This window comes from Aquabacter sediminis (genome assembly GCF_028863665.1).
Taxonomy (GTDB): Bacteria; Pseudomonadota; Alphaproteobacteria; order Rhizobiales; family Xanthobacteraceae; genus L1I39.
Map to the genome: position 1 here is coordinate 113,742 of NZ_JARBFX010000011.1, position 25,881 is coordinate 139,622.

The following is a 25,881-nucleotide window of genomic DNA, read 5'->3' on the forward strand; positions in this document are numbered from 1 at the left end:
CGCCCCGCATGCCTCCCCCGCCCTCCGCGCCCTTGCGTGGAAAGGGGGCCTGCGCTAGTCCGGCGCGCGAAAGGGAACCGCCATGACCTACGTCGTCACCGAGAACTGCATCCGGTGCAAATATACGGACTGCGTTTCGGTCTGCCCGGTGGATTGTTTCTACGAGGGCGAAAACTTCCTCGTCATCCATCCCGACGAATGCATCGATTGCGGGGTGTGCGAGCCGGAATGCCCGGCCGAGGCCATCAAGCCGGACACCGAGCCGGGCCTCGAGAAGTGGCTGGCGCTCAACGCCCAATATGCGCAGGCCTGGCCGAACATCACGCTGAAGCGCGATCCCCTGCCCGATGCCAAGGAATGGGACGGCAAGCCCGGCAAGGAAGAGCTGCTCTCCCCCGAGCCCGGCCAGGGCGACTGACGTCCGGCACGCAGCTGGGCGACGGGAAAGGCCCGTCCGCCCTTAAGGCAAGGCGTCCAGCATCTCATATTGCGACAGGGCCAGGCCGCCCGCCGCGTCCAGATAGGCGCGCCCATAGGGCGCGGCCTTCAGACGCGCCGTCTCCTGGTAGATGGTGCCGCCCAAGGGTGGCCGCGCGTCCGGCGCCGCGCAGGGCACGGCGATCCGTGCCGCTTGCCCCACCGCGAACGCGCTGCCCCGCTCCACCCGCCGCACCGTGCCGGTCACTTGGCACAGACCGTAGGCCTCCTCCGGCAGTGTCACGGCGTTGACCTCCAATACGATCACGCTCGCCGCCTCGCGCCGCGCCTGCTCGTAATATTGGGGCGCCAGCAGCGCATGGGCGTCGGGCGCGAGGGCCGGCAGGGCGAAGCACAGGACGGCCGCCGCCAGCCTCGCGCGCATGCCCGCCGCTCGGACGGCTCCCACTGGCTTTTTCATCCGCCATTTTCCTTCTGCATTCGCGCCTGAGTTCGGCACGCTTCGCCGTTCCGTGCGGCGGCGTTTTTGACTATAAGGCGCCCATGCTCGAACAGACAGAAACCGGCGCGGCGCCGACCGCCGCCCTCCCCGACTATGCGCACCGGCGGACCTTCGCGATCATCTCGCACCCCGACGCGGGCAAGACCACGCTCACGGAGAAGCTGCTGCTGGCCTCCGGCGCCATCCGCATGGCCGGCCATGTGAAGGCGCGCGGCGAGCGCCGGCGCACCCGCTCGGACTGGATGGAGATCGAGCAGCAGCGCGGCATCTCGGTCACCTCCTCGGTGATGACGTTCGAGCGCGACGGTATCGTCTTCAACCTTTTGGACACGCCCGGCCACTCCGACTTCTCGGAAGACACCTACCGCACTCTCTCGGCGGTGGACGCCGCGGTGATGGTGATCGACGCCGCCAAGGGCATCGAGAGCCAGACCCGCAAGCTGTTCGAGGTCTGCCGCCTGCGGGACATTCCCTTCTTCACCTTCATCAACAAGGTGGACCGCGAGGGCATCGACCCCCTGGCCCTGATGGACGACATCTCGGCCACCCTCGCCCTCGATTTGACCCCCTTCACCTGGCCCATCGGCATGGGCACGGACTTCCGCGGCCTCATCGATGTGAAGGGCAAGCGCGCCCTGCTGGCGGAAGAGCGCGGCGGGCCGCTGACCCGCGTCGTGCCGTTCGACGAGGTCGAGGACCTCCTCGGCATGGACGGCCTTGATGAGTTTGACAGCCGAATCCTGGCCGATGCGGTTGAGGGCCTGACCCTCGCGCTCGGCGTTCTGCCGCCCTTCGAGGTGGACAGCTTCCGCGAAGGGCACCTCTCGCCCGTCTTCTTCGGCAGCGCCATCAAGGAAGCGGGGGTGGCAGAGCTGCTCACGGGCCTCGGCACCTTCGGCCCCTCGCCCCTGCCCCGCACCGCCACTGGCCGCGTGGTGGAGCCGCAGGAAGACCATGTCTCCGGCTTCGTCTTCAAGGTGCAGGCCAATATGGACCCGAACCACCGGGACCGGGTGGCCTTCGTGCGCCTGTGCTCGGGCACCTTCAAGCGCGGCATGAAGCTGTTCAACGCCCGCGAGAAGCGCAACATGGCCATCGCCAACCCCATCTTCTTCTTCGCCCAGGAACGCGAGACGGTGGACGAGGCGGTGGCCGGCGACATCATCGGCATTCCCAACCACGGCATGCTGCGGGTGGGCGATACGCTCTCCGAAGGGGAGACCATCCGCTTCGAGGGCATTCCTGACTTCGCCCCGGAAATCCTGCGCCGGGTGCTGCTTTCCGATCCCATGAAGGCCAAGCAGCTCTCGAAAGCCCTCCAGGACATGGCGGAAGAAGGCGTGGTGCAGGTGCTGCGCCCGGTCTCCGATCCCGCCCCCATCGTCGGCGTGGTGGGCACGCTCCAACTGGACGTGCTCTCCTCGCGCCTGGAAAAGGAATATGGCGTGCCGATCCGCTACGAGCCGGTCTCCTTCGTGACCGCCCGCTGGATCGTGGGCGAGCGGGCCGAGATCGACCGCTTCATCGAGACCTCCCGCTCCTCCATCGCCCGCGACCGCGACGAGGCCCCGGTCTATCTCGCCCGCAGCCAATGGGTGCTCGACCGCGCCATCGAGGAATGGCCCAAGCTGAAATTCGTGGCCGTGAAGGAACGCGGCTGAGCCCGTTACGGGACAGCCTCCGCGAGGCGCCGAACCACCCCTGAACCGACATCCGCGGGCCCTGCTGTTCCCAGGGCGCTGCGCAACAGTGAGGGCTCCCAATGTCCAAGATCACCCGCCATATCGGCGACACCGACATCCAGCAGATCATCGAAGAGGGCTTCGAGAACCGGGCCGAGGTGACCTCCTCCACCCGGGGCGCCCTGCGCGAGGCGGTGGAGCACGCGCTTGCCATGCTGGACGCGGGCGAGGCGCGGGTCGCCGAGCCTGTGGCGGACGGCACGCCCAATGGCGGCTGGCAGGTCAACCAGTGGCTCAAGAAGGCCGTGCTCCTCTCTTTCCGCCTGAACGACATGGACATCATCACCGGCGGCCCTGGCGGCGCGGCCTGGTGGGACAAGGTGCCCTCCAAGTTCGCGCGCTGGAATGGCGCCGATTTCAAGAAGGCCGGCTTCCGCGCCGTGCCCGGCGCCATCGTGCGCCATTCCGCCTTCATCGCCCCGAACGTGGTGCTGATGCCCTCCTTCGTGAATCTCGGCGCTCATGTGGGCGAGGGCACCATGGTGGACACCTGGGCGACCGTGGGCTCCTGCGCCCAGATCGGCAAGCATGTGCACCTGTCCGGCGGCGTGGGCATTGGCGGCGTGCTTGAGCCGCTCCAGGCCGGCCCCGTGGTGATCGAGGACAATTGCTTCATCGGCGCCCGCTCCGAGGTGGTGGAGGGCGTGGTGGTGCGCCGCGGCTCCGTGCTCTCCATGGGCGTCTTCATCTCCGCCTCCACCAAGATCGTCGACCGGGAGACCGGCGAAATCTTCATCGGCGAGGTGCCGCCTTATTCCGTGGTGGTGCCGGGCTCCTTGCCGGGCAAGCCCCTGCCCGATGGACGCCCCGGCCCCTCGCTCTATTGCGCCGTGATCGTAAAGCGCGTGGACGAGCAGACCCGCGCCAAGACCTCCATCAACGACCTCTTGCGAGACTGATCGCGGCGCCTGCCCAAGGCGGCCCGCTTGTGCGCGGGCCCGCGCTGCGGCAGACAGCGCGGCCGCCATGGGCATGGCTCGCCGGGGCACCGGGCCGCCGCCGGCGGCGGCCTAGGTGTCGAAGCTATGTTGTTCATCCGGGGCTTGGCTGAGAAGCTGGGGTTGCGAGCCAACCAGCCCTGAGCCGGAGCTTCCCGGATGGACATTCATAAGAATGTCCGGCTCACGCCTTGCTCGGCAATGGGATCAATCCCCCTCGCGACCTGCTTGCGCGCCTGAGCCGCGAACTGGTGCGCCGGGGCCAGAGATACGGACCCTAGCGGACCCAACCCTAACCCCCGCATTTTCCCACCACCGGGAGCGGAAGGGTCCGCTTTCCAGCGGAAAAAGAACGTCCACGACTTTGAGCCGGTGGGAGACACCACGAGGTAAAGGTTGCCCCCATCTGCGTGGCGGCCTGGCTTCGTGATCGTGGCGACCGTCCGGGCGTTGAGTCCGTTGAGTTTCATCTCAATGGCTAGAGGCGCATGGCTAGGGCGTGACTGCTCCTAGCCCGAACACCGAACCGGGATTGAGAGGAATTTCGCGGCGCTTTTCGAGACACTCTGCGAAACAGAATCCAGGAATTTCAACGCTTGTGAAAGGGTGGGGAAGCCTGGAAGAGGCAATTGGCGGAGAGAGAGTCTGCTAAGTGGATTTCCGTCGTCATGCGGCAGAGGTCATTAATGTCTTTTTCCACAAACACTTAGTAATCCCGTCACGTCCAAGGTTATCTCTTGAAATTCGCCCTCAGCTCGATCATGATGTGGGGACGAATGTGGGGTCTGAATTGGGCGGATGAAGGGAAAAGGACGGCACCCGGACAAGGCGCTAACGGCCGTGCAAGTGCGCCAGATCAAGTTGCCAGGCCGCTACGCCGACGGCAATGGACTTTATCTCGAAGTCACTGCGGCCGGCGCCAGGCACTGGCTCCTACGTCTTGTGGTTCAGGGGAGGCGTCGAGACATTGGCCTCGGCAGCACCACCCTCGTGCCGCTCCAAGAGGCAAGGGAAAAGGCCTTGGCCTTTCGCAAGATCGCACGGGAGGGCGGGGACCCTCTTGCGGAGCGTGACAAGCTCAAACCGTCTGTCCCGACGTTTCGGGAGGCAGCCGAGCGCGTGCACGCCGAGAACGCCCCCTCATGGAAGAATCCGAAACATGCAGCGCAATGGCTGACTACGCTCAAGACCTATGCCTTTCCCGAGCTGGGCGACCGCCCTGTCAACGAGATCGAGAGCCCTCATTTGTTGCGGGTGCTGTCTCCCATTTGGTTGGCCAAGCCGGAGACTGCCCGTCGACTGAAGCAGCGGCTGGGGACGGTGTTCGACTGGGCCAAGGCGGCTGGCTATCGGCAGGGCGACAATCCCATTGAAGGTGTTGAGCGCGGTCTTCCAAAACACACTGCCACAAAGGAGCATCACGCCGCTCTTCCTTACGCGAAAGTGCCAGACTTTGTTGCCAGGCTGAGGGGATGCGATGCTGCGATCACTGTTAAGCTGGCGTTCGAGCTTTTGATTCTTACTGCCGCAAGGACAGGGGAAGTGATCGGCGCCACCTGGGACGAGATCGACTTCGATGAGCAGACCTGGACGGTGCCGGCCGCGCGCATGAAGGCAAAAAAGGCGCATCGTGTGCCGCTTTGCCCTCGCGCAATCGAGCTTTTGAAACAGGCACGGGCCTTTGGCAACGAAGGCCCCATTTTCCCTGGTCGCTCTGCAGGCAAGCCCTTGTCCAACATGGCCTTCCTCATGGTGCTGCGCAGGCTCGAACTCGACGTCACAGCTCACGGCTTTCGCTCGGCTTTCCGCGACTGGGCAGCCGAAGAGACTAATTTCCCTCGAGAAGTGTGTGAAATGGCCTTGGCCCACACGGTCGAAAACCGGGTCGAGGCAGCATATCGGCGGGGTGATCTGTTTGAAAAGCGGCGTGATCTGATGTTCGCTTGGTCGGCCTTTATAGGGGGGTGAAATGAAAATTCAAACACTAGTTTCGTTCGCCGTGCGTAATTTTAAGCAACTCGCCCTGTCGAAACATAGAGATGAAGATAGCATTAGTATTGAAGAGTTATGTGTTGTATTAATGATGCAGAGTCTCTCAAGCGATGGTGAATTGTATGCTAAATCACTTGAATATTTAAGGAGTGATGATTATAAAAATTTTGACTTCATTTTCTGGGGTAACATTCCTTCTTGGAGTTCTGAGGAAGCGGCGTATTTGGCGCTAGGTTTGGATCCAAATGCATCTAAGTATCAAGATCTGGATATAGAAGATCGGTCAAATTTTGAAAGATATAAAAGGGCGGCAGAACGATTGTCTCAGCACGTAGAAGGATGTTCTGCTCCTGAAATGTACAGATATCTCCTGCGTTTTGGAGCTACTTTTGACCCGAGGATTGGTAAAATAGTACTAAAATGTGAAAAGCGTGAGGATATGTACGAGCGTAAGTACCGCAATGTTCGGAAGTCTCAGATTGTTAACGCCACTCATCGCGACACCCTGTATAAAATCATATATGCCTATTGTAATAGACCATTGATGTACGTTCTTGGTTCAAATAGTAAGGCGACTTCAAGTATAGTTAAAAAAATAGAAGACTGCGGCCTGTCGGTAACTAATAAAAACGTCAAATTAACATTGGAAAATGTGCAGGCCAGGATCGAATTTCTTCGTTCCGGAGAACCCTGAGAGTTTCGCTCGCGGTAGCGGTTTTTCCGACGGAATGACGGCGAAATCTCCGCGTTCGGCGGCCATAATGTTGGGGCTCCGCAAATGGAGCCCACTATGGACCACACCGTTTACCGCCTCCTTCGCCTCGAGGAAGTCCTTGCAATTCTGAGGGTTTCCCGAAGTGCATTCTATGCCGGCATGGCCGCGGGCATATATCCCCGGCCGGTCCGCATCGGTCCGCGAAGCGTGCGCTGGCGCTTCGAAGACGTGATGGCCCTCCGTGACCGGGGCATCGCATGATGGCATCGCGATCTCACTCCGCAACTGCTGGCCTCCGGGCCAGCAGCACCATCCGCCGCGAGATGAAACGCCGAGGCTTTGCCGAGTTCGAAGCCATCGACCGTGTGGCAAGGCAGCAGGCCTCGCAGATCAGAAGGAACGCGGACCAGGTCTCTGCCGTGTGGGAGGCAATGGCCCGCTGCCACGAGGGCGACCTTTGCCGATCACCTAAAAGGTGCCAGGCGGCATGCCTCTTCGGGCAGTGGCGATACAGAGCTGATCTCATCATCAAGGCGCACGATCGTCTGGTGCAGGCAGATGGCCAAGCCCTGCTCGTGACGGCTGTGCGCTGGAATTGGGGCTACCTTCCGGGCGATTTGAACAGCCTGAAGCCCCGAACGCTGCATCGATGGCTCCAGCGACGCCTTGCAGACCTCCCGGGCCTCCGGGGCATTGCCAGTGTCGACGTCAGCCTGAACATGCATGACGGCGAGATCTGGTGGCAGGGACATCTTCATGCGGTGATCTCAGGGGGTGATGCTGCTGAAATACGGGACGCCCTGGCGGTCCCCCCAACGGCAGCTGTTCCCAAGCCGATCATGGTCAAGCCCATAGGGGACGGCGACCTTGCGCGTACACTCGCCTATGTGACCAAGCCTCTGCCTGAAGGCCGGGTGGCCTACACTGCAGAAAATGGTCGGCAGCGGCAGCGCTACGTGAATGTGCCTCTGCGGCATCTACGCGAACATGATCACTGGCGAATGGGCATGCGCATGCCAGAACGCTTCATGATCCTTGGCACGCGTCTCGGCCGAATTGGCACGAGCGAGTGTCGCTGAAGGACGGACGAGCAATGCACCGAATGGGCACAAAAGTGCCCTCTTGGTCCGTTTAGCCCCCGTTTTCTTCGGTTTTCTCACTTTTCAGCACACAAACTGCACGCGCACGAATGGCTGCGCGCGCGGCATCAACTTCGTCAATCCGGTGAGCCGCAGACGGCTCACCTCCCAGGAGATTTTTACATGACGCGCGCTAAAAAGCCGAGCGTGAGAGCAACCAAAATTCACCAGCAGGTCGACACCGGTGAGTTCTTCGTCGAACTCGGGTTTCGCCGTATCAATGGCACCAAGGGTAGCCACTTGGCGCCCCGGTCGCAGATCAGCGACCCACGAGGTGTCCAGCGCGACTTGGCGAAATTGGGCGTCGAGCTGACGCCGACCTTGCTGGATGATATCAAGGCGGCCCTCTCTGACAGCACCGTCCCTATCGTGCAGTCCACGCGCACCTGCGGCTGGCACAAGGCGGCCTATGCGCGCCCGCACGCCATTTTCGGCAAGCGTGGCTCGTTGACTGCTCTTCGGCGTGACCTGCGGGACGAGTGCATGGCTGGGAAGGCGAATGGGTGGAGAGAGGGTCTCGCCCCCGTGTGCGCCGCATCCAGCTTCATCACGTTCGCGATTGCCGCCGCCCTTGCTGGTCCTCTGCTCCGGCGGCTGAGATATGATGAAGGCGTCATTTTCCACCTCTACGGGCAAACCACGACCGGCAAGAGCACGGCGCTGATGGCTGCACAGTCCGTGTATGAGGGTGCGGACCGCAACCGGCTTCGCACCTTTGACCTGACGCCCCGGGCTTTGGAGGAAGAAGCGGCCGCCTGCAATGACGGTCTCCTTGTCCTTGATGAAGCCGGCCGGATAAACGCGGAGGCATCGAAGGCCAAGTATTTCGGCGCCCTGGCTTTTCTGGGTGCTGGCGGACAGGGGCGTCAGCGGTCCAAGAAGGCGGTTGAGGACCCGAACCTCCAGAACGTCCGCTTCTTGCTGGTCGGGCTATCTAATGGCGAAGAACCCTTGGACGACCCACGCACGCCCCGACGAGGGGGAGAGCAGGTGCGCCTCATCAGCGTCCCGGTCCCCGCCCCGGAAAAGGGTGGAGTGTTCGACTTGGAGCCTGATGGCGAAAAGCGGCGTGGGCTCGCGGACGAGGCTGGGGCAGTTTGTGGCACACACCACGGCACGGCCATCAAGCGGTTCGTCTGGGGGTTCGTGCATGATCCCGAGTCGGCAGGACGTGGCATGGACTACGTGGACAAGTTTCTGCGCTGGGCTGTACCTCACCCTCATCCCTTCGCGGAGCGCTTTGCCCGCAAGTTCGCCGTCGTCTTCGCCGCCGCCATGCTTGCAGATGACTTTGGGATCGCGCCGTGGAGCAGGAAGGAGGGGACAAAGGCCATCCGCAAGGTCTTCCGTGTCGCCTGGGAGGAGGTGCGCCCTCCTGAGGTTGAGGCGGACGATCTGATCCAAAGGCTCGCCAAGGAGGCCGACAACGAGGACCGGTTCCCTGTCGTCGAAAGGGGCGAGGAGCTTCCGGCCGACACCGTGGGGACGGCCTGGGGCATCCGACGCACAGCCGGGGGGCAAATGGACCTGGCGCTATTCCGGGGCACGTTCAGCGACCTTGTCACAGGCGCAGAGGATAAGGTGCTGCACGCGCTGGAACGCAAGGGCGTGCTGCTTCCCGGCAAGGAGCCCCGCCTCTTCGTTCGGCAACTGCGCATTCTCGGGTTGAAGGCTGAGCGGACCCATGTCCTGCTGTTCGACGCGGCGAAACTGAAGGCCCTCGCCGCTCCTGGCCGTACTCATGCTGCGAAGAAGGTTGCCCCCAACCGGTGAGCGAGGCGCCTGGGACGGCGCGGCATCTCAGCCGCGCCGTCCTCCCCTTTGTCGAGAAGAGCGCGGCCCCCGAATGGTGCAAGGCGGCTGAGCAGCCAACGAACGTAGGAAAAAATTGCTATCTTTTTAATCGTACTGTATCTTGAGCGACATGAACTACGGCTATGCACGCGTATCGACTGATGGGCAGTCTCTAGAGAGCCAGATCGAACACCTACGCGCCGCCGGCTGCACGATCATCTTTTCTGAGACGGCCAGCGGGGCCAAGACGGAACGCCGCGAGCTGCGCAAATGCATCGGTAAGCTGAAGGCCGGCGACGTGCTGGTCGTGACGCGTCTTGACCGTCTTGCCCGCTCCACGCGCGATCTGCTCAACGTCCTTGCCGAAGTGGCCGAAAAGGGCGCGGCCTTCCGTTCCATCTCTGACGCATGGGCAGACACCACCACCCCTCACGGCCGCCTGATGCTGACCATTCTCGGCGGTCTTGCCGAATTCGAACGCGAACTGATCCGCACGCGCACAGGCGAAGGCCGCACAAGGGCCAAGGCACGCGGCATCAAGTTCGGCCGCAAGCCGAAGCTCTCTGCCGATCAGCAGGCCTATGTTGCAAAGCTCAAGGCAGATGGCGAAAGCGTCAGGCACATTGCCCGCATCATGGGAGTGAGCAAGGCAACCATCGGGCGGATCGCGGCGCCAGAAGCGGGCTTGGACAGATGAGTGTCTGAACGTCGGGTATGGGGCTGGCAGCGGACTGGCCGGTTGTGGCTGACGCCTTGCAGATAGCTGCCCTTCTGGACCCGATCCCGACGCTGTCATTTGATGCTTCGTTCGGTCACCCGAAAGCGGCCCTTTGGCGAGGCGCATTGCTAGGAACGCCCTTCAACTATAACAATTTCGATTGCCATCTGGGTCGGCTAAATTCACCGAAGATCGAATAGCTTGTGCTCGGCAGGCTTGATGCGATATTTCAGGTTGTAGAATCAAAAAATGACATGCGCCTGGGGGATGCGATGGCCACCAAATTGGCGACGGTTTTCTTCGCTTATCCCAGCCAACCTGTTGACTTGGCTGCTACCATTTCGGCAGCCGCTGCGAAGGCAAACGGCGATACCCCGGATCGGATAACCACTTGGCAGGAGATGAATCCCTTTGGGAGCTTCATCCCTGACAAGGTGCGAGAGACGATCCGTAACAAGCAGGTGTTCGTCTTTGATGTCACCAAGCCGAATAAGAATGTGTACTATGAGGCGGGCTTTGCGATTGGACTGGGAAAGCCCGTTGCGCCGGTTGTAAATGTATCTTTCGCCGGTGCCTCTACGGATCTCCAAAAAGACGGCCTATTCGACAATATCGGCTATCAAACATACGAGAATGCTGACCAGTTATTGTCAATACTTGAAAAGATACCAGAAAACATACTGGTTGAGCTTTACTCCAGACCGCTAGAGACTCAGCAGCCCCTTTTCGTGCTGGACACCCTGCGAAAGACCGACTTCAGAAACTACATCGTTTCGGCCGTTAAGCGCGCGAAGGTGTTTTATCGGAGCTTTGATCCGGTCGAAGTTCCCCGTTTCTCCGCCGTGCAGATGATAGCGGATATCACGGCCTCCTCAGGCATCGTTATCCCAATACTCAATGAGCACATCGAAGACGCCGAGCGGCATAATCTGAGGGCGGCCTTTTTGGCCGGTCTTTGCCATGGGTTAGACCGATATACGTTGCTAGTTCAGAATGTTACCACCCACGGGCAGAATCCGGCTGACTATCGGGAAATGATAACGCCGGTCTCAGACGAGCGTGTCGCCGCGGAAGTAGTCGTTCCTTTTGCGCAGAAGGCCTTGGAAGCCACACAATCCATAAAACCTTCGCTTGCACGAACGACCAGAACTGCTCTGCAGCGACTCTCCCTCGGTGCGTCCGCTGCTGAAAACGAGTTCCGCACTTTGGCCAACTATTTCGTCCAGACCTCAGAGTTTATTCGAACTCGGCGTGGCGAAGTGAATGTGGTTGCAGGCCGAAAGGGCGCTGGAAAAACAGCAATTTTCTTTCAGGTTCGAGATGAGTTCCGGCAAGATAAGAGCAATATAATTTGCGATCTCAAGCCCGAATCGCACCAGCTTCATCTATTTAGAGAAGAATTATCGACAATTGTTAACATTGGAGCTCTTGACCATACAATAGCGGCCTTTTGGTATTTTCTTTTTTTATCTGAGATAATACTCGCTATCCGCGATAAATACGAACGTAACGCCAGATTTGATGGAAACGCGCTTAAAATCGTTGGTGAAATTAATAAATGGCTTCGCACCTATCAGGTGACCGAAACGGGTGATTTCACCACTCGTATCAACAGACTCGTCAACTTCATCGTGCAGGAAATTGAGGCTGCCCACGCGAAAGGCAATCAAATAAGCCCGGACTCATTGACGGGCATCATATTCAGGGGCGGCGTCACTGAGCTAAAATCTATTATTCAGAGAAACACAGACCAGTTCGAGCAAATCGTAATACTTTTCGATAATATAGATAAAGGGTGGCCGACCAGTGGCGTCGAAGACCTTGATGTCAGGATGGTTCGGCTTTTGATAGAGTCACTGGACAAGTTGCGTCGAGATTTTAACGCAGCCCATCGAAACTGTATGACGGTCGTTTTTCTTCGCAATGATATATACGAGCTAATGGTCCAGCAGACGCCTGATAGAGGAAAGGCGGGTCAAGTTCGAATTGATTGGACGGATCGCGCGAAGCTCAAGCAGGTGATTTACAAGCGGATGCAGTCCTCACTAAGCGACAAAGTTCGGTCATTTGATGAGCTTTGGACCCGCTTTTTTCCTCGGCTCATTGGGACTCAGGATTCCTTCGAATTTTTTGTCGATCATTGCTTGATGCGCCCCCGATTTTTAATAAACATAATCGAGAATGCCATTTCTAATGCAATCAATCGTGGCCATGAAAGTGTGATTGCTGAGGACTGCATCGACGCCGTGAAACAACATTCCCTCTACCTCATTGATGATTTTGGGTATGAGATAAGAGATGTTTCGGGGCTAGCTTCTGACCTTCTATATTCACTCGTGGGAGCTGATCAGCATCTCTCCTACGGAGAATTCGTCGGGAAATTCATAGAGTTTGGTCTGCCTGAGGCCGATGCGGTGCGAGCCTTCGATCTCATGCTCTGGTATGGTGTCATAGGCATCCAAGCCAAGGATGGCGCTCAGCGTTTTATCTACGACTACGAGTACAACATGAAGCGTCTCCAAGCCGAAGCACGGGCTGTGGGAAATTCGGCGGTCTACGTTACGAATCCGGCAATCCATCTCGCCTTGAATTGAGTGCGGCGTAAGTGGCGCGAAACAGGGACGCCGTAGCGTCCTCTGGAGCCCTTGAGGCATCTTCCCTGCCCGAGGCAAAGTCTCACGGCCCTAGGCGCGCCTGAAGCCATTCCAACGTCAGCGAGATGCTGTGCCCATGGCTTGATGGGGGCCAGTTGGAAACTGGCAGCTTTTGGTCAGCGACAGCTGACCTTCGCGTGCTCACGTCGATATGGCTCGATTTGGCCCACCGCAGGCCTGCAACGGTATGTCTGCATCTGGTGCGGAACTCCCAGCTGAGCCAGGCGAGCACCCCATTGGCGTATAGTAGCTGCTCGCTCGATGATGCGCTGTCCCTCCACCACATCACAGGACGCGAAGATTAGGCTGGCACAGGCGATCGATCAGTTAGTAGTCTGGCCACTAATATTCGCACGGGCCGGAGAGAGGCATTTTGGCTGGCAACTCGGCATTTTTGAAAGCGGAACCGACTCTCGCGTGGCTCGGCCAGTTCGAGCCGGAGGACCAACCGGTCGCTGTCGCCTTGTTGCGGGCGATGACCTTGGTCTCGCGTGATGCGTTCGCAGAAGGATTACAGGCGCTACTGCTGGCCCGGTTGGCCAAGGGAAACGGGCCGATTGGAGTTTATGTCGAGCGTGAGGTCCGCCATCGGCATGGCGTGCCGTTTCGTCTCTTTAAGGAATCCAAGACGAAAGTACGTCGGGCGCACGGCGTTGGGCCACCTCCCGTCCAACCGACCCAGGCTTATGACGCCGATGTCGGCAGCGAAGGCTTGGTGGCGCAGATGGTGTCCGAGGTCTGCCGCGCCCATTCCCAGCAAGTCTTCAATCACCCCGGTCCCGACGCCATCCGCAAGCATCGCATCCGGCGCTTCGTTCTTGTCACGGACTTCATCGGGTCCGGCAAGCGCGCGCGCACCTACCTGCAGGCGGCTTGGCGGGTTCGGTCGGTCCGAAGTTGGTGGTCCGGACGCGCGACTAGAGGGCTTTCGTTCGAGGTGGTCGCCTATACCGCAACGCAGACTGGGCGCGCGGTCGTCGAACGCCACCCCTCGCGTCCCGAGGTTCACGTCGTCGTGGGCTGTCCGACCATCGACACCGAATTCTCGAACGGCGATGTGCGCAATCTCTGCGTAAAGTATTCGCCCGTTCCCCCCAGCGTGATGCCGCCGACTGGCTACGCCCACGGCGGCGCGCTGATCGCGTTCGCCCACGGCGTCCCGAACAACGCGCCTCTGATCTTGCACAAACACGGGCATGGCTGGGCCGCGCTGTTCCCCGTGCGGGTCACGTCGGCGACCCGGCAGCATTTTTCCACGGCGCAAGACGCAGAGGCGGTCCGGACGCACCTCGTCAAGATGCGCCAGGCCCGTCTCGCCGAAGCCGGTCAGGTCGCCAGCGCCAAACCCTACGCCCGGAACCTATTGATGGTTCTCGCGGCCTTGAGCCGCCCGCCGCGCGAGGCCGAAGCGATCTCGCGGAAAACCAGTCTGACAGTGATCGAGGTCGAGGCCGCTCTCAAGGCCGCATTGAAGAATAACTGGGTCGACGGCGGATATCACTTAACTGATCTAGGTCATGCGCAACTCCGGCAGGCGCGCAAGGCGCCTCATGACGAACCGCTTCCCACCGAAGCGCTGCCGTTCTACTATCCGTCCTCGTTGAGGGCGCCGCAGGGACTTTCTAGTTGATGCCGGTCGAGAGGCCGGCGCCGGGCCGAAAGCCTTCGGGCTTGACGTCCATGGGCCGCAGATTCTGCGCGTCTAAGGAAAAGCGGGCGCTTGAAGCTAAGGCAGATCGCGAAGTGCCGCCTGCGGCGGTTCGCGGCGATGTCTTGCTCCACTCCGCGATCTGTCTCACCCCTAGGGTGTCAAAGTAGATGGTCGGATGGCGCCCTCAACTCTACGAGCGAGAAGGTCGAGCGCTGAGCGTCGACGCCGCTGTCTTGGCAAATGCGTTGGCGACGGCGTCCCAGCTGAAGATCCCCTCGTTGCCGCCGGTGTTTACCTTGGCCCACCTAGCCCAACAGGCTCGGGTCGACTACGGCGTGTTGCGTCGGGTGGCCGAGCGATCACCGAACGAGGGGTATCGAGTTTTCCGTATTCGGAAACGCCCGGCTCACACAGGCGAACGGCGCTACCGCCAAATCGCGATTCCTTCGCCCCAGCTTATGAAGGTGCAGCGTTGGATCACGCAGGCGATTCTTAGCAAGGCAGCAGCTCATTCGGCGAGCGTGGCCTTTTCAAAGGGCGATAAGCTAGTCGACGCGGCCGCACCACACTGCGGATGCAAGTGGCTGATCAAGATGGATGTTCGGAACTTCTTTGAGTCCATCAACGAAATCGCCGCTTACCGAGTGTTTCTCTCTCTAGGCTATCAACCGTTGGTATCGCTGGAGATGGCACGGATAAGCACAAGGCTGGCTGGATGGAGCACGCGGCGTTCGACTGATCGCTGGAGAGTGCAGCAGCGCTGGTCTGAAATTGAGGCCTATCAAGTCTACCGGGACGATCCAGGGCCGCTCCTTGGTCATCTTCCCCAAGGTGCCCCCACGAGCCCGATGCTCGCCAATCTGGCCATGCGGAATTTTGACGCCAAGGCTGCCGAGATCGCCAACCAGAACGGCATGATCTACACGCGCTATGCCGACGACCTGACGTTCTCGACCGACCGGTTCATTACGAAGGCGGACTGCAGCAGGCTCATTGGGAAGATCTACAATCTGATGGGCACAATCGGCCTATCGCCAAACGTCACCAAGACTCGCGTCTCGCCACCGGGCGCGCGGAAAGTCGTCCTCGGCCTCCTTGTCGATGGCAAGAAGCCGAGGCTCAGCCGTGAATTTCGAGCGTTGATGCGGCAGCATCTGCACTACCTCATGAAGGAGGACGTCGGCCCGGTGCGCCACGCTAGGGTCAGGGGGTTTGTCTCCGTTGCGGGATTTCGGAACCACCTGCGCGGTCTTGCTACCTATGCACGGCAGATCGACGTCGCCTACGGCGATGGACTGCTGCGTGAGCTAGACAAGGTAGCTTGGCCGGTCTGATTCGAACCTCGACGACGCTTACGCTGTACCGTCATCGCCATCAGTTTGTGCGAAGCGCCGCCACCATGCTGCCGTCGCAGCGAGACCTGCCGCGCAATGACGGCCTCAATCTCCGCACGGGTGAATTTTGTTCGTCCGCAAGCATGAACTTGGTTTTCGACCCATGACAGTGTCGCACGCACGGGTCCGGTCCGCGGCATCGCCCGCAGCGCTGCGCAGGCCGCCGCCGGCGCATCGGCCGCAGGTTCGAGACCTGCGATGATGGCCTGCGCCTCGTCGCGGTCATTGCCTTCCCAATGGACCGTATAAGGCCCGTTGTTGTGTTTGCCACAGGGCCCCTGAGCGGGCCGGGCGATAATTGACGTGGCACACCCGCCTTGCAGCGTCGGTGTAATCACCGCGACATCGCCGCCTTGCCGCCAGGCGATGGCATTGGCGAGCAACGTCGTGGCGAGCGGCACGCTGGTTCCGGGCGGCAGCAGCTTGAATTCAGCGCCGTTGACCGGGGCGCGTTGCCCGCGCGAATCGCGGTCGCTGCCGCCATTAGACCCGGCGCATTTGTGCGTCTTAGCTGCACCAATGTCTCCGGCTCTGCGTCTTGTGGCCGCCCTGAGTCCAGTGGATTGGGGCGAAGCGCCGGGCGGAAGTCGCTGAAAGGGCAGTGAACGAACAGCAGAGAGTCAAAGGCGAAACCAGTGTCAGGCAGCAAGAATGCCGCCTCGTTTTGAGACTAAATTATGAGACACGTAACGGCTTGAAAAGTTTGAGGCGGCCATGCGTCTCATAACTTTTGAATTTTGAGACAAGTCATCCTTGATAATGGCGTCACGCTATCTGATTTGCGACAATCTGAAGCGCTGCATTGGACTGGGCCTGCAGTGGCCTATAGCTCCCCCGAAGACGCTTGATGCACCGTCGGCTTTGCGCGTCCATTGCGGCCGTTTCGGGATCGAATGGGCGGATCCCAAAAGCGGAGGAACATCATTTCGATAGCCTCGCGATCAAAAAATAGTTCGAATTCTTCCGGGCACGCCAAATTCACCCGATTGCCCTCCCTCGTGCGCTATAGCCGCCGAGTGTGCGCTTTTGCATCCGGAAGATGCAGTCCTTATGCTTTGCATCGCAGAAACGGCAGCATTCGGCGGCGAGAACGTTCCTGTCGCTTGTGTTCGATTTCTTGTACCCACGAAATTGGGTCAGCAGGCTCGAAGCAGCAGCTACCGCTCCTCGTAACAGAGGACGCTCCCGCTGACAGGTTGAGCAACGGCTTTGGGGTCGCCCATCGTCTGCTTGCGGGTTGCGACCTACTATCGCGCGTTCCAGTGCCGATTTGTTGCCGAAATCCTGCCGCGGAGCGCGGTGTCGAGCTGATACCGCCGATGTTGGGTTGAGCGCCTGCCTATCAGATGCAGGCTCGCTCGCGTACCCTACCGCTCTTAACCGCTTGAGATTTTTTGAAGCTAGCAGAGACTCGACAATAGTCCGACTCTCTGCAATCTTAAGTACTATGTCGGGGTGGGGGCAAGTCCGGCGGTGGATGCATTTCAGAAAATATTCATATTCTTCGCTGTTAGCTTTTCGATAGCCGCCCTGCCAGGTCAATCGTTTGCACAAGGAAAAAGTGTCGTTGGGACAATCGGCGGCAGTTTTGATGTGACTTTGTCAGGAAGCTCCACTTATAGTATTCCGATTAAAATTGCCCCAGGAAGCGCCGGAACCGAGCCGAAATTAGCGTTAGTTTACGATTCTCAGGCGCCGGGGGGCAGTGTCGGCGCGGGCTGGTCTATCGCTGGACTTTCCGCGATTACCCGCGGTCCCAAATCTCTCTACTTCGATGGTGAAGTCGATGGTGTCAGGCTGCAAGAGTCGGATGCTCTCTTCCTTGATGGCCAACGCCTTGTACCAATCAACATTAGTGGCACTGGAGTGGCGCGAAGGGTCGAATTTCGCAAAGAAATCGATGATCGCAGTCAGATAATGCAAGTTGGTTCTGACTTCTCAAATTCAATATTCCTAGTTCGAACGAAAGGCGGATTGACGATCGTCTTTAACGGAGCGGGAGGGAGCCGAATTCAGTTCTCTGGCGGGCCGACATTGCTTCACGCAGCCAGCTTTATATTTGATACGACCGGCAATTTTATCGAATTTAAGTATCAGAACGATGGCGATGGTGACTACGATATCGCCGAAATCAACTATACGGGTCGAGGAGCCGTCGATCCTGCGACGGGGCAAACTAAGATTGTTCATCCTGGATTTGCATCTGTCAAGTTTACGTATACGACGGCAACACGCGCTCTGGAGGCATTCGTAGCCGGCCATGCCATCAAGAAGAAACGACGCTTAGATTCAATTCAGTCTGTTGTTGCGAAGGAGCGCGGTAGCTTAAGTGCAGGAAAGGAAACTGTTTCGACGTACAAGCTCGGATACGAAGATCGCGACGCAACCGCAAACCGCTTCGTGCTGACGAGCGTCGCGCAGTTCGGCGAAGATGGAAATCAAGTTGCGCCGACCACATTCTCATACTCCAAGCCTACGTTCGGCTGGGAAGACAACAAGTATGGACTCCCCGTAGGCATTGCCTTTGCTCAGCGGCGACAGCTGGCGGGTGCGTACCGCTTCACGCGATTTGCGGAGCAACCCAGCGCCATTCCTGACCTCCTTGTTGCAGCGCAAGTTAACGACCAGTTGGAGGCATTTGCCTACCGCAATCTCGGCAATGGCAAGTGGGATCCCGTCGACGGGTTCAAGCCTCCCTTCGCGTTTACGAACAGTGATGGCGCGGACCTTGGGGCGCTTCTGATTGATGTGAATGGAGATGGCCGAACCGACCTCATCAAAAGTAGCAAGGCAAAGGATGGAACGGTACAGAGTGCGGCTTTCCTTGCAGACAAAGACAAATGGCTGCCTGCCGATACTTATCTCCTTCCTTTCAATATCAGCGTAGACGGCCAACGCGTTGCGACCATATTGACCGGCCGCCTCGGTGCGGCAAGGAAGCTGGATCTGATTTATGAAGCGGAAGGACAGTTGGGTTTTCTTGAGAACAACGGCGCAGGTTGGACCCCACGATCGGGCGCTTTTGTTCCTCCTGTTCCACTGAAGCATTTCGCAAAATTGATCGACGTCGATTGCGATGGAACGCCAGAACTCGTCGGCATTGAACCGGCAGCAGTTGGCGGGGCGAAGTGGCGCGTCTTTCGGTTCAGTGCCACCGGCTGGGTCGAGGAAACTCGCCCTCAATTCTCGCCGGAGCAACTCATTCCGGCCAGCATTAATCCTCGTGCACTCCTTGAGGCAACGCTCACTGGACAAACTTGCGCGAGCTTGGTTGCATCGACTGGCGAAGGAACTGGCTTTCGGGCGGCGATCACGGCTTCGCCCACCGGATGGAAGAAGGTCAGCGGGAAAGAGCCACCGTTTGACTTGGTTTCATCAGACGGAAAATCTGTGCCCGTGCGGGTCGTCCAGATAAATGGCCAAGATAGCATTATTGCAAACCACGCCATTGCCATCGGAACGGCAATCAAGTTCGCCTACACACAAACCTCAACCGGTTGGGCCAAGGACGCAAGGTTCGATCCTCCGGTACTGTCTACGGCGATCGCTGGAGAATTTGATCCAAATCCCTTTGTTGGCGATATCGATGGCGATCAGATTTCAGACATCGTTTTGCCCGCCGCTTCGGATGTTGGAACTGGACGTGTCTACAAAGGGTCGACGTCGGGGTTCGCAGAAGTTCCCGATTTCGTGCCAAGGGTCGCCTTTGCGCGCGCGGATCAGCAAGACCGAGGCATCCGGCTTCTTGACTTGAACGGTGATGGCCTTCCCGACATCGTCTATTTCCGGCAGGGACAGAGCGCGGATAAGGATGAGAAGGGCGCTTACATAAACACTGGCTCTGGTTGGCTGCCCGTCGCAGGTCTTGTTCCACCAAAGCCATTTGCAGCCAACCACATCACGGGAAACCCGGTCCAATTTGTGGACGTGGACGGTGATGGCTTCATCGACATTCTATACAGCTATGAGCGTGCGAAGGGGACGAAGGAGCGGGGTTACTATCGAAACCTACCTTGCGATCCCAATAATCCAGAGGACCAAAAAGTATGCGATCCGAGCAGGACCTGGGACCCTCGCATTGATCGAAAATGGGTGCTACAGGAAAAATCTCCCGGTGTGCCATCGGACTTGGCTCCTCCCGCAGACTTCCCTTTCTCAAAGGAAGGAGTCGGTGACCTTGGCGTGAGGATAGTTGATCTCAACGGTGACGGCCGTGCCGACATTCTTGTTGGATATCTGCCGAATAAGGGATCGACCGGGGAAAATGAGCCTGTGGAGACATGCAAGACAGAAAACGGCCAGCAAGTCTGTGAACTGAACAGGCAGCTTTTTCGGGTAGCCGCATTTTTGAACGATGGCAGTTCATGGGCTCGTTCGCCTGGCTATGATCCACCTATTCCATTTGTGTCGCAGGAAGCCAATGCTGGCGGACGAACGCGGGATCTCTTCGTTCAGATCACTGATGTCGATGGCGACAGGCTTCCAGATATCGTCGCGGCGTTCAAGCATCCCTATGATAATTCGACTGATGTCTTTGAGGTTTGGACCAACACAGGTAAGGCCTGGCGGCGCGATCACTACATCGGGTTTCCGACTTATGCCAACGGCACGCGGCTATATCTCGATGTGCCTCTTCGCGATAGGCGAGCGCTTGTTCAATGGGCCGACGTAAACGGAGACGGCCTTGCCGACATCATATTCACGAAACGGGTTGGCGGCACAAATGAGTCCGCAGCTTTCCTTTCGACTGGTCGTGGCTTCGTGGTGTCCCCAGCCTGGAAGCTTCCGACAGCCGCTATTGCAGATCGCGATGGCGACCCAAGCTTCCGGCTTCTGGATGTAAATGGCGATGGTCTGTTAGATGTTGTCTACGCAAGGAAAATAGCGGTTGGTCAAAAAGAGGCGGGAATCTTTGTCAACAACGGGACGACGTGGGTAGAGGCAGACAAGAGCCTTTCCGAAAGGATTCCAGCCTTTATTGATGAGAATGGCGTTGATCAGGGGGTTCGCCTTTTCGACGTGGATGGCAACGGCCTGCTCGACGTACTTCAGTCGTTTACAACGGGCGGCACCATTCCGGGAAGCGCACCTGTACTTCTTAACACCGGTCGCCGCTCGGATGTCCTGACGTCGATCGACAACGGCATGGGGCTAAGGACAACCGTCTGCTACCAGACACTTCTCGAGGTGCCGTTCGACCCGGACCCCCAAAGCCCTTGCGCTGGGAAAAGCGAGACTCGCCTTTGGGATTCCGTCTATTCACCTGGCGCCTTGGCGCAATACCCAATCATTTCGCCTGTGCCTGCAAGCTACGTCGTCCGCCGTGCTGTGGTCGATGAAGGCAATTCACGCAACATCGCCTTTACCTACCGATACGGCGAATTTCGCATGCATGGGCTTGCGATGAGGTCGCTAGGATTCCGTTGGCGAGAGAGTTTCAATGAAGCCCCCGAAAGCCGAATCCTGACCCGCACGGAATTAATACAGGACGTGAAGCTTCGCAACAGCCCCGTTAGCGAGGCCACCTGTTGGATATCCGATCAGATACAGCTTATCCGAGCCGCTGGGCGCAGTACTGCACGCGCTTTCGACGCGTCTCCGCCAAACTGGTGCCCATCAACGCTGACCGCAGAGCTCGCGGGGGTTTACAAGCTCAGCGAGACAGAAACGTCCTGGCAATTGGCGGAAAAAACGGTTGGTGGCCAAAACGGTCTGCCCCCGCGCCTCCTTCGGCAGATCAATATCGCTTCAACGTCCTCGAAAACATTTGAATTGGACGGAGGAATTGTCACTTCGCAGAAGGACAGCTTCGTTTACGACGCGCCCGCCGACCTCCTTGATCGGCGTCAGAATGTGATGGAGACCCTCAGCCTAAGGGGAGATGGCACCTCCATTCGAACTACAAACGAATATCGACAGGACGATGTAGCGAAATGGTTCTTCGGCCGTCTGACACTCTCGGTCGTGGTAAAGGTAGGCGACGAAATAAAGGCCGGAGAAACAGCGCGTTACACGGAAACAAGGATCGCCGAATTCGGCTACGATGCCTCGACGGGGTTGTTGGCTTTCGAGCGGGCGAACGTTCAATCTCCTGACCAAGCTGTCACAACGACTTACCGGCGCGATGAATTCGGTAACGTGGTATCGACCGAAGTGGTGGCTCCACGCCAGCTCGCGCGAACAACTCGGACCCAGTATGACGTTCTCGGTCGTTTTGCGATCGCCGAGACGAACGCGCTGGGACACACGGTGCGCAAGGAGCCCAAACTCACGACTGGCGCTCCGCTCTCCGTGACAGGGCCGAATGGGTTGACGACCAGCTATGAGTACGATGGCTTCGGACGTCTCTTGCGAGAGGTTTCGCCCACTGGTGTCTCTTCAACATCCGAACTGCTCTTGCCTGCGGAACTGAACGATGCGGATGCCGTACAAGGCTTGAATGTTGTCTATGTTGCACGCGCGCGGACGGACAACTTGCCACCGACCGTTCGGCTGATAGACGCCAAAGGACGGGTTCTGCGGACCATCGCAGAGGGCTTCACGGCTGATGCGGGTGCCAAGCGCCCGATCCAGCGAGACACGGAGTATGATCTACTCGGTCGCCCGACAAAGACCAGTTTGCCCTACGAGAGAGGCTCCGCGCGCTATTGGGCAGTCGTGGATCGCTACGACTCACTCGGGCGTGCGCTCAGGACCGTAGCCCCCAACGGCGCGGTCACAGAGACTGCATATGCATCGCGAGCAGGCGGCGGCTCAACGCTGATCATCACCGACCCACTTGGACGAAAAACGACCACCACCATCAACATGCGTCGACTGCCGCTGCAGGTCAAAGATGCGATGGGTGGCACCGTTACCTATGTCTACGACGCTGGGGACAGATTGCTGACAATGGTCGGCCCCACCGGCGCCACGACCCGCCACACCTACGATGGAGTTGGACAACGAATTGAGACTTCCGATCCTGACATGGGCCGCTGGCGGTATCAGTACGATCCCTTTGGCAGACTAGTTGAGCAGACCGACGCAAAGCAGCAAATCACAACGATAGAGTATGATCTGCTCGGCCGCCCTTTAAGGAAATCGCAGAACGACGCCACATCTTGGTGGGAATATGACACCGCAGCGAGAGGAATCGGAAAAGTCGCCTCGGTGAGAGGATCCGACGGGTATCGCGAGGACTTCTTCTATGATGAGTTCGGACGACAGAACCGCTGGGCTGTCGTCATCGGCAAGGAGACCTTTGCAACATCTACTCAGTATGACCGCCTTGGCCGTGTGGCTCGTCTGTATTACCCAAACGGGGTTTCTGTCGAAAACGTCTACGACAAGAAGGGGTACCTTCAGTCCGTCCGCAACGCCTATAGCGGCCTCGAGTACTGGACCGCTATCGACGTTGATCAGTTCGGTCGAAGCACGATTGACCTCCTTGGAAATGGGCTGAGCACAACGCGCACCTTTGACCCTCAAAGCGCACGCCCTCAGACAATCTATGTCGGCCAAGAGAAAGAAGGCACGGTCCTTGACCTGTCCCTGAAGTATGATCTCGTAGGCAACCTCACAAGCCGAACCGAGAAGACGGGAACGCGCCCTGGTCAGCCAATCAGCGAATCCTTCACATACGATGCTCTCGATCGGTTGACGGGTATGTCCAAGCCCAACGGCTCGGCTGAGCGTTACACGTTCGATGCAGCGGGTCGCATTACCTTCAAGTCCGGTGTCGGGGACTACTCCTACGCCCCCCCTGTCACGATCGCATTGGCGGGGGAGGATCCAAACGCCAAGCCGTTCCACGCCGTTCTCCAGACGAAGTCCGGCTCAACGCGGGACAGCTACGGCTATGACCTGAACGGGAACATGGTTCGCGGTCCGACGGGTACGTTTGAGTACACGTCCGACAACAAGATGAAACTGCTTTTCGCCGACCAGGCGAGGTGGGCGCGTTTCGATTATGCCCCAAGCGGCGCTCGTTATCGCCAGTTTGCGCGCACGGGAATCGAAGCGGTCGAGACCCTCTATATGGGCTCCTATGAGCGCGTGACGGAGTATGTTGGCCCTCTGACCGATGCGCGGCGCGGCAAGCTGACACGTCACCGCATTTATCTCTCGAATGGCGACGGCGTGTTCGCGACCATTGAGACCAACGGCGAGTATTCCGACATTCTGAGCCAGATGACTGGCAAAGGCGCCAATCAGTCCACTGCCGAGATCCAGCGTAGCCTGATCGAGACAGACAAGGTTTGGTATCTCCACAAGGACCAGCTCGGCTCCGTGATCAAGATCACGGACGAGACGGGGCGGGTGGCTGCCGCCTTCTGGTATGATCCCTGGGGCAAGCGGACCGCTTTCGTACGCGATCCCAAAGGTGCGCGCCCAGGGCAGCGCCTTGATGACAGCTGGGATCGCGGCTTCACCGGCCATGAGCACATGGATGAATTCTCTCTCATTCATATGAATGGGCGCGTCTATAATTCAAGCGTTGTTGCGTTCACATCAGTTGACCTAATCAATCAGTCGCTCGGCGATTCCCAAACCGGAAATGGATATCAATATGCTCGGCATAACCCACTTCGCTATATTGATCCTTCCGGCTATGGCTTTTTCGAAGACGTAGGCAATACAATCGGCGGAGCCATAGGCGCTGTTGGCGATGCCTTTTCGGCAGTGGGGCGCGGAATAGGCCATGCCTTTGAAGAAGCGGGGAAATGGATTTCAGAAAATTGGAGAACGGTCGTAATCGTTGCTGTTGCAGTTGCAGTGAGCACGGTTTCGTTCGGAACCTTGTCGCCACTCGCAGCCGCTATTGCGTCTGGGGCGCTGGTGGGAGCCGCTACTGGAGCAACAGCAGCAGTGCTTTACGGTGGTTCAATCGACGACGTCTTGATGGGGGCATTCCGGGGTGCGGCGATAGGAGCCGTTTCCGCAGGAGCCTTTTACGGGGTTGGATCAGCATTCAACGGTGCAGGAACGCTTGGGGATCCTGACTCAATTGGTGCGATTGCTGGACACGGCGTCGTTGGCGGCTCAATAGAAAGTGCCCAAGGTGGTAACTTCTGGAATGGGTTTGCATCCACTGCGATCACTAAGGCGAGCAGTGTTCGCGGCCCAGTGATTGAAGGGCGACTTGCGAATACAGTACGAGCAGCGGTTGTCGGTGGAGCCGTGGCTGCAGTTACAGGAGATAACTTCGGAAATGGTGCGATTACGGGAGCTTACTCGTATTTGTTCAATGATGCTGCTCATGAGTACCAGCAAAGCAGGATGGAAAAATTTATCGCTGACCTTCCCTCAATTCCAAGCGGATTTTCCAACGCGGTTCAAGGTTTTGGCTCAGGTCTAACCTTCGGTGCGACTGACGCGGTGAATGATTGGATGGGGAATGGTGCTTTTGTTGATCGGAACTCGGATTCCTTCAAATATGGACGCTTGTCGGGACGCGTTTGGCTCGCTGGTACAGCTGCTGCGGCAGGCTACGGGATGTATGCGGCAGGACGGGAGATCCCAATTGGACGTGATTTCCGAGTGGCACCAATGGGAAATCGTACAAACAATCCCTTGGGAGAGCTTCCTCACTATCATCGACGAGTTGTTGATCCAGAAAATGGCATCACGCGGCCTGGTCAAGGGATAGGTCGTCATCGCCCATGGGAGACCAAGTCAAATGACACCTCGTTCTGGGATCGGTTCTAACTAACGACATGATACAGATAATTATTGCTGATGGAAATGACGTCTCACTATTTACCTCCAAGGAGGAGGCGGAGTCCTATTGTGAAGCTATAGACGTTGAGCGAGGAGTTTACATCGGATATGACTATATTGGTCGAAGACTTATATTTTCAACGTTTGGACCTGCCGATAACGTTCACAAAAGGCGGGTAAAAATAACGATTGCTGAGCAGATCCCACATCACCAAGCAGAATTGAAATCTATGTTGATCAACTATATTTCATCCTTTGTAGGTTGCGCAGCAGACATGAATCTTCCAGCGCTACTTAAAGCATGCGAGAATATGAAGAAAAGTCGACCATAGTATTTCGAGAAGGCCGCTTGGCAATCTGGCAAACGTCAAATCAGTCTGCTTTCGTACGCAGTGACGTTGCCCCCGACTTCTATCCAGCTTTGAGTTCGTTCTGGCGGTTGGATTTGCCCTGTCGGGCGTGCTGGGCGGCGGGAGCAGACGCGGAGCCGTTCATGTTGCGG

Annotated in this window: 16 protein-coding genes; 13 read left to right on the forward strand and 3 right to left on the reverse strand. The window is 58.4% G+C overall.

All coding sequences use genetic code 11. The annotated features are described in order from the left end of the window. The first annotated feature begins 82 nt into the window (after positions 1–82). Complete coding sequence (fdxA, locus tag PV781_RS20000; protein WP_209105063.1) at positions 83–418, forward strand: ferredoxin FdxA; 336 nt, start codon at positions 83–85, stop codon at positions 416–418. A 42-nt stretch (positions 419–460) separates the two neighbouring features. Here the strand turns inward: fdxA and PV781_RS20005 are convergent, their stop codons facing one another. Then, on the reverse strand, positions 461–862 hold the full coding sequence (locus PV781_RS20005; protein WP_274777389.1) for a hypothetical protein: 402 nt from the start codon (positions 860–862) through the stop codon (positions 461–463). A gap of 119 nt (positions 863–981) precedes the next feature. On the opposite strand from PV781_RS20005, the gene PV781_RS20010 reads away from it, so the two are divergent. Next, complete coding sequence (locus PV781_RS20010) at positions 982–2,601, forward strand: peptide chain release factor 3 (protein ID WP_274777390.1); 1,620 nt, start codon at positions 982–984, stop codon at positions 2,599–2,601. 101 nt (positions 2,602–2,702) lie between these two features. Next, complete coding sequence (dapD, locus tag PV781_RS20015) at positions 2,703–3,581, forward strand: 2,3,4,5-tetrahydropyridine-2,6-dicarboxylate N-succinyltransferase (protein WP_274777391.1); 879 nt, start codon at positions 2,703–2,705, stop codon at positions 3,579–3,581. Between the two features lie 206 nt (positions 3,582–3,787). Here dapD and PV781_RS24140 read toward each other — a convergent pair whose 3' ends face one another. Next, a complete protein-coding gene (locus PV781_RS24140; RefSeq protein WP_425532435.1) occupies positions 3,788–4,090 on the reverse strand; it encodes an Arm DNA-binding domain-containing protein in 303 nt (100 codons plus the stop codon). A 328-nt stretch (positions 4,091–4,418) separates the two neighbouring features. Between PV781_RS24140 and PV781_RS20020 the strand changes: the two genes are divergently transcribed. The 9 genes from PV781_RS20020 (at position 4,419) to PV781_RS20055 (ending at position 15,617) form a co-directional block, all read left to right on the forward strand. Next, positions 4,419–5,588, forward strand: a complete 1,170-nt coding sequence (locus PV781_RS20020; protein WP_274777392.1) for a tyrosine-type recombinase/integrase — start codon at positions 4,419–4,421, stop codon at positions 5,586–5,588. Between the two features lies 1 nt (position 5,589). Then, positions 5,590–6,306 (forward strand): hypothetical protein, encoded by a 717-nt coding sequence (locus PV781_RS20025; protein WP_274777393.1) that lies wholly within the window; start codon positions 5,590–5,592, stop codon positions 6,304–6,306. A 96-nt stretch (positions 6,307–6,402) separates the two neighbouring features. After that, positions 6,403–6,588 carry a helix-turn-helix transcriptional regulator gene (locus PV781_RS24145; RefSeq protein WP_425532436.1) on the forward strand — a complete coding sequence of 62 codons (186 nt, stop codon included), beginning with the start codon at positions 6,403–6,405 and terminating at the stop codon, positions 6,586–6,588. Next, the gene (locus PV781_RS20030; RefSeq protein WP_274777394.1) at positions 6,585–7,406 is read left to right on the forward strand and encodes a hypothetical protein; all 822 of its coding nucleotides are present in this window, start codon (positions 6,585–6,587) and stop codon (positions 7,404–7,406) included. Before PV781_RS24145 ends, PV781_RS20030 begins: the two co-directional genes overlap by 4 nt. A 183-nt stretch (positions 7,407–7,589) precedes the next feature. Further along, positions 7,590–9,239, forward strand: a complete 1,650-nt coding sequence (locus PV781_RS20035) for a DUF927 domain-containing protein (protein ID WP_274777395.1) — start codon at positions 7,590–7,592, stop codon at positions 9,237–9,239. Between the two features lie 151 nt (positions 9,240–9,390). Next, a complete protein-coding gene (locus PV781_RS20040) occupies positions 9,391–9,957 on the forward strand; it encodes a recombinase family protein (protein ID WP_274777396.1) in 567 nt (188 codons plus the stop codon). Between the two features lie 224 nt (positions 9,958–10,181). After that, positions 10,182–12,572: a P-loop ATPase, Sll1717 family gene (locus PV781_RS20045; protein ID WP_274777397.1), complete on the forward strand. Its 2,391-nt coding sequence runs from the start codon at positions 10,182–10,184 to the stop codon at positions 12,570–12,572. A gap of 433 nt (positions 12,573–13,005) precedes the next feature. Further along, positions 13,006–14,262, forward strand: coding sequence for a phosphoribosyltransferase-like protein (locus PV781_RS20050; RefSeq protein ID WP_274777398.1), 1,257 nt, complete (start codon positions 13,006–13,008; stop codon positions 14,260–14,262). Positions 14,263–14,450: 188 nt separating this feature from the next. Continuing rightward, positions 14,451–15,617 carry a reverse transcriptase family protein gene (locus PV781_RS20055; protein WP_274777399.1) on the forward strand — a complete coding sequence of 389 codons (1,167 nt, stop codon included), beginning with the start codon at positions 14,451–14,453 and terminating at the stop codon, positions 15,615–15,617. Here the strand turns inward: PV781_RS20055 and PV781_RS20060 are convergent. Further along, positions 15,566–16,078 carry a hypothetical protein gene (locus PV781_RS20060; protein ID WP_274777400.1) on the reverse strand — a complete coding sequence of 171 codons (513 nt, stop codon included), beginning with the start codon at positions 16,076–16,078 and terminating at the stop codon, positions 15,566–15,568. The two genes, PV781_RS20055 and PV781_RS20060, sit on opposite strands and share 52 nt — an antisense overlap. A 1,072-nt stretch (positions 16,079–17,150) precedes the next feature. Between PV781_RS20060 and PV781_RS20065 the strand changes: the two genes are divergently transcribed. Continuing rightward, positions 17,151–25,367, forward strand: a complete 8,217-nt coding sequence (locus PV781_RS20065) for an FG-GAP-like repeat-containing protein (RefSeq protein WP_274777401.1) — start codon at positions 17,151–17,153, stop codon at positions 25,365–25,367. Positions 25,368–25,881 lie beyond the last annotated feature (514 nt).